Annotated in this window: 11 protein-coding genes; 4 read left to right on the top strand and 7 right to left on the bottom strand. The window is 32.4% G+C overall.

All coding sequences use genetic code 11. From position 1 onward, the window contains the following. Window positions 1-70: 70 nt before the first annotated feature. The 3 genes from xerD to AAA453_RS08365 all read right to left on the bottom strand — a co-directional run bounded on the left by xerD (window position 71) and on the right by AAA453_RS08365 (window position 2,094). A complete protein-coding gene (xerD, locus tag AAA453_RS08375; protein ID WP_046465386.1) occupies window positions 71-958 on the bottom strand; it encodes a site-specific tyrosine recombinase XerD in 888 nt (295 codons plus the stop codon). Between the two features lie 41 nt (window positions 959-999). After that, window positions 1,000-1,446 carry a Fur family transcriptional regulator gene (locus tag AAA453_RS08370; RefSeq protein WP_046465387.1) on the bottom strand — a complete coding sequence of 149 codons (447 nt, stop codon included), beginning with the start codon at window positions 1,444-1,446 and terminating at the stop codon, window positions 1,000-1,002. Between the two features lie 105 nt (window positions 1,447-1,551). Continuing rightward, a complete protein-coding gene (locus AAA453_RS08365; RefSeq protein WP_427704401.1) occupies window positions 1,552-2,094 on the bottom strand; it encodes an NUDIX hydrolase in 543 nt (180 codons plus the stop codon). Window positions 2,095-2,312: 218 nt separating this feature from the next. On the opposite strand from AAA453_RS08365, the gene AAA453_RS08360 reads away from it, so the two are divergent. Continuing rightward, the gene (locus AAA453_RS08360; protein WP_427704399.1) at window positions 2,313-3,227 is read left to right on the top strand and encodes an aldo/keto reductase; all 915 of its coding nucleotides are present in this window, start codon (window positions 2,313-2,315) and stop codon (window positions 3,225-3,227) included. 140 nt (window positions 3,228-3,367) lie between these two features. On the opposite strand, the gene AAA453_RS08355 is transcribed toward AAA453_RS08360, so the two are convergent. Next, window positions 3,368-4,126 (bottom strand): SDR family NAD(P)-dependent oxidoreductase, encoded by a 759-nt coding sequence (locus AAA453_RS08355; RefSeq protein WP_427704398.1) that lies wholly within the window; start codon window positions 4,124-4,126, stop codon window positions 3,368-3,370. A gap of 142 nt (window positions 4,127-4,268) precedes the next feature. On the opposite strand from AAA453_RS08355, the gene proC reads away from it, so the two are divergent. Beyond that, window positions 4,269-5,084 carry a pyrroline-5-carboxylate reductase gene (gene proC / locus AAA453_RS08350; RefSeq protein WP_046465391.1) on the top strand — a complete coding sequence of 272 codons (816 nt, stop codon included), beginning with the start codon at window positions 4,269-4,271 and terminating at the stop codon, window positions 5,082-5,084. 283 nt (window positions 5,085-5,367) lie between these two features. On the opposite strand, the gene rnz is transcribed toward proC, so the two are convergent. Then, entirely contained in the window at window positions 5,368-6,288 is a 921-nt protein-coding gene (rnz, locus tag AAA453_RS08345; protein ID WP_427704397.1) for a ribonuclease Z, read from the bottom strand. 150 nt (window positions 6,289-6,438) lie between these two features. On the opposite strand from rnz, the gene zwf reads away from it, so the two are divergent. Next, complete coding sequence (gene zwf / locus AAA453_RS08340; protein WP_427704396.1) at window positions 6,439-7,923, top strand: glucose-6-phosphate dehydrogenase; 1,485 nt, start codon at window positions 6,439-6,441, stop codon at window positions 7,921-7,923. A gap of 290 nt (window positions 7,924-8,213) precedes the next feature. Further along, a complete protein-coding gene (locus AAA453_RS08335) occupies window positions 8,214-9,086 on the top strand; it encodes an AraC family transcriptional regulator (protein WP_285323213.1) in 873 nt (290 codons plus the stop codon). Window positions 9,087-9,165: 79 nt separating this feature from the next. On the opposite strand, the gene AAA453_RS08330 is transcribed toward AAA453_RS08335, so the two are convergent. Next, window positions 9,166-10,815, bottom strand: a complete 1,650-nt coding sequence (locus tag AAA453_RS08330) for a glycoside hydrolase family 13 protein (RefSeq protein WP_427704395.1) — start codon at window positions 10,813-10,815, stop codon at window positions 9,166-9,168. A 1-nt stretch (window position 10,816) separates the two neighbouring features. Next, window positions 10,817-11,833: a LacI family DNA-binding transcriptional regulator gene (locus tag AAA453_RS08325; RefSeq protein WP_427704393.1), complete on the bottom strand. Its 1,017-nt coding sequence runs from the start codon at window positions 11,831-11,833 to the stop codon at window positions 10,817-10,819. Window positions 11,834-12,014: the final 181 nt, after the last annotated feature.

Below are 12,014 nucleotides of genomic sequence, written 5' to 3'. Positions count from 1 at the left end.
AGTCATATTAAAATGGCGACGCAAACAAAAAAACACAAGCTAGCTATTCAACGAATAAACTGGTTTGTGTTTATGCACGTGGATGAAATTCATTATACATTTTGCGAATTTGTGATTTTGAGACATGTGTGTAAAGTTGTGTTGTCGAAATATCAGAATGTCCTAACATTTCTTGTACAGCACGTAAATCAGCACCATTTTCAAGTAAATGTGTAGCAAATGAATGTCTCAATGTATGTGGTGTCAACGTCTTATTGATATTCGCTTTTACACCATTTTGTTTAATCATTTTCCAAATAGCTTGTCTTGATAAAGGTTTACCATGCATATTTAAAAACAATACATTTGTCACAGTACGCTTCAGTAATTGAGGGCGTGTTGTATCTAAATATGTATTTAAATATTCTATTACTGCATCACCCAATGGGATAATGCGTTCTTTGTTTCCTTTACCAAATACTTTGACGAAGCCCATGATTAAATTGATATCCTCAAGTTCAATGTGTATAAGTTCAGAAACGCGCATGCCTGTAGCATATAACAATTCTAACATTGTACGATCTCTATAGCCGTTAATTTTTGATAAGTTCGGAGTCTCAAGCAAAGCAAGTACTTCATCTACTTCTAAGACATCAGGTAATTTCCTATCATATTTCGGTGTTTCGATTAATACAGTTGGATCTTTTGCAGCATATTTTTCTCGTAATGCGAACTGATGAAAACTGCGTACTGTAGATATGAAACGCGCCAATGATTTTGCGGAAGCACCCTCGTCGTGTAAATAGCCAAGGCATTGATTGATTAATTGTCTATCTACAAAATCTATATGCCCTATTTTTTGTTCTTCTAAAAAAGTGGCATATTTTTTTAAATCTCTTCTATATGCGCCAATTGTATTCGAACTCAACCCTTTTTCTAGTTGGATAAATCTCAAATATTCTTCAATTATCGTATCCAATGGTACCACCTCTATTTATAAAATAGTGTATGATGTTGAGCTTACTTACCTTGAGCTTGGCAATCTGAGCATACACCATGGAATGTTAAGCGATGGTCTGAAATTCTAAAGTTAAAATCTTGCTCTACTTTTTCTTCCACTTGAGGCAATAAATCTTCTTCGATTTCTTCTACTTTACCGCATTCCATACAAACAAGGTGATGGTGGAAATGCTTCGCACCTTCTTTACGTAAATCAAAACGGGCAACACCATCACCAAAATTAATTTTATCCACAACTTTTAATTCTGCTAATAATTCTAACGTACGATAGACAGTCGCAAGTCCTATTTCAGGTGCTTTATCTTTAACTTTTAAATAAACGTCTTCAGCGCTTAAATGATCTTTCTCATTTTCAATTAAAACTCTTAACGTTGCTTCGCGCTGCGGAGTTAATTTATAAGATGATTGTTGTAATTGTTGCTTCACGCGATTTAATCGTTCTTCCACGGAAGCCTCACTCCCCTACTAATAATTATAATCATTTCAATTTACATAATGATTTATATATATAAAATACCAATAATTGATAAAATACGCAAGTGTGTAGGCAAGTTATTTGGAATGATTATAATTAAGTAATAGATATTGTAAAGCAATAATTGTTTTAGCATCCTCGATTTCTTGGTTTTGGAGCATGGATGTTATTTCTTCAATATTATATGTTTCGATTTCAATAAATTCATCGTCATCTAAATTCATTTCACCTATTTTCAAATCTTTGGCAAGATAAATTGAAATCTTTTCATTAGAGAAGCCTGGAGAACCGTACATTTCAGTAATCAATTCTAAATTTTCAGCAATATAGCCCGTTTCTTCTTCTAATTCTCTTTTGGCAGCTGATTCTCTTTCTTCATTTAATTCTAATTTTCCAGCTGGTATTTCTAATAATGTTTTTTCAGCGGGTTTACGATACTGTCTGACGAGAATAACTTGGTTATCTGGATTGATTGCACATACTGCAACTGCCCCGTTATGGTAAACTAATTCACGTTTTGACGTTTGTCCATCGGGTAGTTCTATATCATGGACTTCTAAATCAATAATTGCACCTTTGTAGATGGACTCTTTATGTAATGTTTTCTCGAATAGATTCATTATAATCACGTTCCTTTTATTTGAATTAAGTTATTGTTAAGATTAACACGTTAGTGTTTCAGGGAATAGCAAAAGCGATAAAAGCGATATTTGTAGAAATGTAAGTATTTATATTTCATTTATATCAAAAATTTTGCGCAATGCATAAAAGTAATTCATAACGACTTATTTTGTTACGTCTATGCCCTATCATCAAGTGTATCGAAAGGAGAAACGACATGCAAAAAAATATTTTAAAAAGTGGTATTGAAATCTCAGAATTAGGTTTAGGATGTATGAGTCTAGGCACTGATTATGAACAAGCAGAACCAATTATAGAACGTGCGATTGAACAAGGCATCACATATTTTGATACGGCTGATATTTATGATAAAGGTGTAAACGAAGATATTGTAGGTAAAGCCTTGAAAAAATATCAAAATCGAGATGATATTGTGATTGGCACAAAAGTAGGTAATCATTTAGCTGATGATGGTACTACATTTTGGGATCCTTCTAAAAAATATATCAAAGCTGCTGTGAAGGACTCTTTACAAAGACTAGGATTAGATCACTTAGATTTATATCAATTACATGGTGGTACGATTGATGATCCACTAGATGAAACAATTAGTGCATTTGAGGAATTGAAAAAAGAAGGTGTTGTGCGTGCGTATGGCATATCTTCAATTCGACCTAATGTCATTGATTATTATTTAAAACACAGCGATATCGAAACTTTAATGTCTCAATTTAACTTAATTGATAATAGACCAGAAGTATTATTAGATGATGTGCATGCTAAGAAGGTTAAAATACTTGCACGTGGGCCTGTTTTTAAAGGATTGTTAACTACTAATAGTAATCAAGCATTAGATTCTAAATTTGCAGAAGGTATATTTGATTATACTTACCAAGAATTAGGAGAAACGATAGCTTCTATTAAAGAGATTGAAAATAATTTAACTGGTTTAACATTTAACTATCTTACGTCGCATGATGCTCTAGGTTCTATTATTATGGGGGCTAGCAGCGTTGAGCAATTAGATGAAAATGTGAAGAATTACGAATTATCAAAAGAAATTAGTTTAGAAAAACTGAAAGTTGCACGTAATCGTGTTAAGAATCTGGAATATACACAGCATTTAAAATAATAAATCACAACACTAAAAAAGAGTTAGTTTGATACTTGTGAAAGTAGATGTCCTGTTCCTCATCTATTATCCTTTAAGTTCAACTAACTCTTTTTATATTGCCATTTAAGTTCAATAATACATAAACAGAATAGTAGCAATTAAGCTTTATTTTTAAAAAATATCGTGAAATGTTTTTCAATAAAACGTGGTGCAAGTTGATAAATCTTTAATATAAAATGCATCCATTTAGGTTCATTGATTTCTGTTTTGTTCGTAAGTATCCCTTTTACGACTTGCTGTGCTAATTTATCTGAATCTAGCATAATACTTTTATATTTTTGTGCAAATGCTAGCGATGGATCTGCTTTTTCATGAAATGGTGTAGCAATGGGACCAGTATTTATAGTTAGGACATGATAGTTAGGTTTTTCAATGCGTAGTGCATTCAAGACTTGGTTAAAAGCAGCTTTACTTGCCCCGTAATGTGCAGCATAAGCTTGTGTTAAAAAAGCAGACTGGCTACCAATACCAACGATGGATGGATTAGTACTTAAAAATGGTTGAATAGTAGTCAAAAGTATATTGAAGTTCACTACATTTAAATTATAAGTTTCTAACATTTCATCAATACTATGTTGCTCTATTGCTTTAAAATAACCTAACCCAGATGAATAAATTAAACCATCGATTGATTGGTCTTGAAAATGATGCTTAAGCTTTAGAATTTGAGCCTGTGATTGTAAGTCGCATTGTATGATAGATAAATGCTCTGTACCATACTGCGCAATAATATCATCTAATTTTTGTGGATTACGTACGATTACTGTCACAAACACCCTTTTCTTTAATAGTATCTTTAATATTGCTTTACCTAAACCACTCGTTCCTCCAGTTAAAATATAATGTTTGCCAATCATAATTATCCCTACCCTTTGTCAATGTACAGTTAGTATAATTGAAATGGCTATGATATGTCATGTATATAATATAAATATTAGTTATATTATAAATCTATGTTAGTATAGAAACATAAAAACTAAGAGGAAGTGAAATATTCACATGAAACTAGTATTTTATGGTGCTGGTAACATGGCTCATGCCATTTTTACAGGTATCGTTAATTCAAAAGTGATTGATTCTAACAATATTTATTTAACAAATCGTTCTAACGAAGTTGCACTTAAAGATTATGCAGAAAAATTAGGTGTGAATTATAGTTACGATGATGAAGCATTATTAAAAGATGCTGATTATGTATTTTTAGGTACAAAACCTTATGATTTTGATGTATTATCTGAGCGTATTAGACCTAATGTAACAGAAAACAATAAATTCATTTCTATTATGGCTGGTTTACCTATAAGCTATATTCGTGAAAAAATTGGTGCTGATAATCCAATTGCTCGTATTATGCCAAATACAAATGCGCATGTAGGTCATTCTGTAACAGGTATCAGTTTTTCTAATAATTTTGGACCAAAATCTAAAGAAGAAGTTGATGATTTGATCAATGCATTTGGTTCAGCAATAGAAGTTTCTGAAGATAACTTGCATCAAGTTACTGCAATTACAGGAAGCGGTCCAGCCTTTTTATATCACGTATTCGAACAATATGTGACAGCGGGCACGCAACTAGGTTTAGAGAAATCTCAAGTTGAAGAATCTATCCGTAATTTAATTATTGGCACAAGTAAAATGATTGAACGATCTGAATTGAGTATGGAGCAATTGAGAAAAAATATAACTTCTAAAGGTGGCACTACCCAAGCAGGCTTAAATGCTTTATCAGAACATGATATAGAAGGCATATTTGAAGATTGTTTACGTGCCGCGGTTAATAGAAGTATTGAATTATCAAGTCGAGATGACGATTAGTTAATTTAAATTTAAGATACAAATGCTACTTTAACTAACTTATAAATATAAAATAATAACACTAATTCATTGCATGTTGCATTTGAATTAGTGTTATTTTAATTTCGAAATATTTCATCACTTTATATTACAACTAAACTCGCGGAAAGCGTGCACAAAACACGTAGAAACATATGATCAACCTACACTAAAGATAATATTGGTAGTTTAAAAGCGCAAGTTCCTAAATTAAGAACTTACGCTTTCGTTAGATATCTATATTACTATTTTGAATTAGCTGTAGCTAGAATGACCACGAATCAAAATCATTAACAAACATGAATGGTGGTGTCTTGTCTCGAGACTTTAATGATTGACTAATCGTTTCCACTTCTTCTTTTGTATAGCGATTACTTATGTGTGTAATTAAACTATATTCAACTTGAGCTTCATCAATTAACTCAAACACATCGTCAATATGACTGTGGTGATAACTGTTTGCTAACATTTTATCCCCTTCTATATAAGTACTTTCATGTACCATTACTGTTGCATCTTGAGCAATTAACAACTCATTTTTACAAGGCATCGTGTCGCCAAATATAGCGATAACAGGACCTTTAATAGCATCGCCTTTAAATTGATTAGAATCATAAATTAATCCATTATGTTCAAAAGTTTCATTAATTTTAATATCTTGATACTTAGGTCCCGGTTCCAAACCAATATCCTTTAAAGCTTGAACATCAATTTTCCCTGGGGTATAGGGCGCTTCAATTCTGTAGCCATAAGATGTAATACCATGGTTTAATAGATGTGCGTTCACATTAAAACCGTTATGATGATAGTTTAATTGATCTTCAATTTCTATGTATGTGATTGGATAATTTAATCTGGATTCAGATAGTTGTAAGGCCGTCTCTATAAATTGTTGAATACCCTTTGGTCCAACTACTGTGAGTGGCTTACTTTCTCCACCCTGAAATGAACGACTCGTTAATAGTCCGGGCAAACCAAATATATGATCCCCGTGCATATGCGTAATAAAAATATGATCAACTTTACCCAATTTGATTGAATGATGCAGTATTTGATGTTGAGTCCCTTCACCCACATCAAATAACCAAACATTATTTGAGTATGGTTCTAAATTTAATGCAATTGCTTGGGTGTTTCTTTCTTTGGTTGGTAGACCTGCACTCGTGCCAAAAAATGTGATTTCCATGCATATGCCTCCTCTTCTTGTTCACATTTTATCACACAAAAGAATAAAAAATATATTAAAATTAAATACTTCCAAGCAAAATTGTAGGAATAATACTGAATATTGGTCTATAATAAATAGAGATTTATAAAAAGAATTGAGGTTTTGATCTTGAATACTAGAAACAAAGATATTCCATGCTTAATAACAATTTTTGGAGCAACTGGTGATCTTAGTCACAGAAAATTATTTCCATCATTATTCCATTTGTATCAACAAGAAAACTTAAATGAACAAGTTGCAATCATTGGGATAGGTAGAAGAGACTTAACAAACGATGATTTCCGTAGTCAAGTGAAATCATCAATTCAAGAACATGTTAAAGATACAAAACATCTTGATAAATTTATGGAACACGTGTTTTATCATAAACATGATGTCAGTGATGAAGCAAGTTATCAATCACTACTAGAAGTGAGTAATAAATTAGATACTGAGTTCCAACTTCAGGGTAATAGATTATTCTACCTAGCTATGGCTCCTAATTTCTTCGGTGTGATTTCTGATTATTTGAAATCATCTGGATTAACCGAGACTACTGGTTTCAAACGTTTAGTTATTGAAAAACCATTTGGTACTGATTTAGAGTCAGCAGAGCAACTTAATGAACAATTACGTCGTTCATTTAAAGAAGAAGAAATTTATCGTATTGACCATTACTTAGGTAAAGACATGGTACAAAATATAGAAGTACTTCGTTTCGCTAATGCGATGTTCGAACCATTATGGAATAATAAATACATTTCTAACATTCAAGTAACATCTTCAGAAGTATTAGGTGTTGAAGATAGAGGTGGTTACTATGAATCAAGTGGTGCTTTAAAAGATATGGTTCAAAACCATATGTTACAAATGGTTGCATTATTAGCAATGGAAGCACCAATTAGTTTACACAGTGAAGATATACGAGCTGAGAAAGTTAAAGCACTTAAATCATTGCGTAAATTAGAATCAGAAGAAGTTCGTCAAAACTTTGTTCGCGGACAATATGATGAAGGTACAATTGATGATCAAAAAGTAAGACGTTACAGAGATGAAGACCGTGTTGCTGAAGACTCAACAACCCCTACTTTCGTTTCAGGTAAATTGACTGTCGATAACTTTAGATGGGCTGGCGTGCCATTTTATATTAGAACAGGTAAACGAATGAAGAGTAAAACGATTCAAGTCGTTGTTGAATTTAAAGAAGTGCCTATGAATTTATATTATGAAACAGATAAGAAATTAGATTCAAATTTACTTGTCATCAACATCCAACCTAATGAAGGTGTATCATTACATTTAAATGCGAAGAAAAATGTTCAAGGTATTGAAACAGAACCTGTTCAATTATCTTATGCGATGAGCGCACAAGATAAAATGAATACTGTCGATGCTTATGAAAATTTATTATTTGATTGTCTAAATGGTGATGCTACTAACTTTACCCATTGGGAAGAGTTAAAATCTACTTGGAAATTTGTCGATGCAATACAAGAAGAATGGGACCAAAATGAACCTGAATTCCCTAACTATGAATCAGGATCAAATGGTCCATTAGAAAGTGAATTACTCTTAAGTAGAGATGGTTTCCATTGGTGGGACGATATTCATTAATATGTTTATCTTTCTATAACATAAGGCAACAACGCAAGTGTAAAAAATCACTTGTGTTGTTGCTTTTTTCTTAACCTTTTTTTGTGTTATGATTTAATCTATTGAGCAAATTACATAAAGTTTATGCGTTTACTTATTTACATTTTACTCTATTTAATATTTTTGAGATGTAAGTATAAGTAAAATGATGTAGAATATAATTAATTAGGTAAACGATGCTAACGTTTTCCAACAATAAATTTAAAAGCAATGATGGCGCATGAGTCATTTGAAAATTAGGAGTGAAAGTTTTGGACGTTATCAAGCAAATACAACAGGCAATTGTTTATATAGAAGATCATTTGCTAGAGCCTTTTCATTTGCAAGAACTCAGTGATTACGTTGGTCTTTCACCTTATCATCTTGATCAATCATTTAAAATGATTGTTGGTCAGTCTCCAAGTGAATATGCGAGGTCACGTAGAATGACTTTAGCAGCAAAAGAGATTATTAGTGGTTCAAGTCGTTTAATGGACGTAGCTAAAAAATACAATTATAGTGATACAAACGCGTTCGCAAATGATTTCAGTGATTTTCACGGGGTGTCACCCATCCAAGTGAATACCAAACGCGATGAACTTAAAATGCAGCCAAGACTTTATATAAAACTGACAACAACTGAAACTGCACCTTATAATTACAGATTAGAAGATACACAGGGCCTATCATTAGTAGGTTACAATCGATTTTTAGATGCAGATGAATTAGAAAATCCATATAAAGTACCTGACTTTTTAGAAGATTTATTAGTCGATGGAAAAATTAAAGAGCTTCAACGTTATAATGATGTAAGTCCACATGAGTTATTTGTAGTCAATTGTCCATTAGATCAAGGTATGGAAATATTTGTGGGTGTACCAAGTGAAAGATACCCTGCACACTTAGAAAGCCGTTTCCTACCTGAAAGACAATATGCTAAATTTAACTTACAAGGTGATTTAGACTATGTCATTAACGAAGCTTGGTATTACATCGAAACAAGCCTTCAAATGACCCTGCCATATGAGCATAACAGCCTGTATGTGGAAGTTTATCCCTTAGAATTATCTTTTGATGATGCTGTCACTAAAGTTCAGCTATGGATGCCTGTAGATCAAGAACAATATCATGACAATGAACTATAAAAAACCTCTGACATAATTTGAATTCAAAATAATTCAAATATCGTTAGAGGTTTTTTGTAGACTTAAATAAATTAATTTTTTATAAAGCTATTACAAAAGCTTCAAATGGACGTAATGCAGTTAAATTCAATTTGTTATCTTTGTAATTGTGCAGTTTAATATTATTTTCATTTATCGTTTCATTGAATGCCAACGAGGCAGACTTATCAGTTAAATTTCCTACTACAAGGACACGTTTTCCTTCTAATTCTCTAATATAAGCAAATACACGGTCATTTTCAGCATCTATCAGATTAAAAGTGCCATATGTAAAAATATCATGTGATTTTTTTACTTGAATCAGAGATTTGTAAAAATTTAAAATTGAATCAGAATCTTGTAGCTGTGATGATACATTAATCTCAGTGTAATTAGGATTAACTGGGAACCAAGGCTCATGTTCAGAAAATCCACCGTTTATAGCATTAGTCCATTGCATTGGTGTACGAGAATTATCTCTATTTTCCATTTTGTGTTTGTTTAACAGTTCTGTTAAATCACCACCCTGAGCCTTAACGATATTATATTCGTTCACTACAGCAACATCATTAAATGTTTCCACACTTTCAAATGGATAATTGGTCATACCGATTTCTTGTCCTTGATATATGAATGGTGTGCCTTGTTGTAAGAAATATACAACCGCATGACTTGTAGCTGACTCATACCAAAATCTTTCATCATCACCCCATGTAGATACACGTCTAGGTTGATCATGATTTTCTATAAACAATGCATTCCAGCCTACATCTTCAAGTTTCTTTTGCCATCTATTTAACACATCTTTATATGCTTTAACATCAAATTTAATATCGCCAGTATTCCATAAACCTAAGTGCTCAAATTGGAAAATCATATTAAACTTACCTTTGTCTTCACCGACCCATTCATCAGCATTATCAGGATTCACACCATTTGCTTCTCCTACTGTCATAATATCGTAATGACTTAAGGATTCATCCTTCATTTCTTGTAACCAATCATGTATGCCTGGTTGGTTCATATCTACGTCGAATGCAGGCGCGTATGTTTTGCCTTCAGGAACTGGTAAATCTCCGGCTTCAAATGTTTTCTTAATATGGGTAATTGCATCCACTCTGAAGCCATCAATTCCTTTTTCAAACCACCAGTTCATCATGTTAAAGACAGCTGCTTTAACGTCTTTATTTTCCCAATTTAAATCAGGTTGTTTTTTACTAAATAAATGGAAATAATATTGACCTGTTGTTTTATCATATTCCCATGTAGAACCATTAAATATACTTTCCCAATTATTAGGTTCAGATCCATCAGCTTTTGGATCTTTCCAGATATACCAATCTCGTTTTGGATTATCTTTACTCGATTTAGATTCTATAAACCATGGATGTTCATCTGATGTATGATTGACTACTAAATCTAAAATGAGTTTCATACCACGTTGGTGTACACCATCTAATAATTGATCAAAATCATCCATCGTTCCAAATTCATCCATGATATCTTGATAATCACTAATATCATAACCATTATCATCATTTGGTGATTTATACATCGGGCTTAACCAAATGATATCGATACCTAAATCTTGTATATAATCTAGTTTTTCAATAACTCCTTGTAAATCTCCAATGCCATCGTTATTTGAATCGTTAAAGCTTCGAGGATAAACTTGATATGCTACTGCCTCTTTCCACCACTGTTTATTCATATTATTGCTCCTTTGTTAAATATTGAGTTGAGACTCTTTTAATAATATCTGTTGGAATAACTTTATTAAAATCGACAATATGTTCTCCACTAATTAATTGAATGATAGCGTCGCCTGCTGCTTCACCTAATAAGTCAGGATGAATATTGACCGCGGTTTGTGGTGGCGCTGCAAATTCAGTTAAGTAAGAATCATTGAAGGTTGCTGTTTGTAAATCTGTTGGCACACGAAGTTGTAGTTCATACAATACGCTAAGCACAATATGATTGAGCATCGTATCTGATGTAATAATGACTGAAGATAGTTCATTATGTGTGAGTAAATAATGAAAATAAGATTTTATGCTTTGGTAGTTCATATCAAAATATTCGATAAGACCTACTTGTGCATGTTGTTTAAGGACATTAGTAAATCCTTTGATTCGATCTTTAACAACTTCATAATTTCCACGTTCAGCTAAAAATAAAAACTTACTATGACCAAGACTTATGAGATAGCGTGTTAATTGCTCCGCTGCTTCAACATTATTATTATCTATATGAATGACTTGTTGATTAGATAAGGGTTTCCCCACGACGACGTACGGCATATTATGTTGAGCAAGTATTTGTTCTATCTTATCGTTTTCTTTTGAGTATAATAAAATAAAGCCATCTACTGCATGATAAGAAATCATGTGACTTACTTCTAATTCTATATTTTCATATTGCTCATTTGTGGTAGATATTGTTGCATAACCATGTGCTTTGCATGATTTATATATACCTGAAAGGACATCTATAATAAATGGATTTTGCCTTGTTTCATTACGCCCGCTTTTTTGAATAATACCTATTGTTTTAGATTTTTTTGTAACTAATGTTCGGGCTGCATGATTTGGTTGGTAGCCTAATGCTTCCATCACCGCTAATACTTTTAATCTAGTAGCATCGCTTATACGATTGTTACCGCTAATGACACGTGAAACTGTCGATGGTGCTACATTTGCTGCTTTTGCAACATCCTTTATAGTTACCAAGTTGAGTCATCCTTTGCTAATGTATATAATTAAAGCGTTTTCAAAACTATAATTATAATGATAATTAAGTATAAAGGGAAAGTCAAAGGATTTGTGCAAACGATTGCACAAAGTTTGCATTTTTTGTAATCATGGGTTAGCTTTTTCTTATTTAAATGCCATTACTTGGAAATTTAATGTA

The sequence above is a fragment of the Staphylococcus parequorum genome, assembly GCF_039237145.1.
Classification (GTDB): Bacteria; Bacillota; Bacilli; order Staphylococcales; family Staphylococcaceae; genus Staphylococcus; species Staphylococcus equorum_A.
The sequence above is the reverse complement of the archived record's forward strand: the minus strand, read 5'-3'. Positions and strand labels throughout refer to the sequence as shown.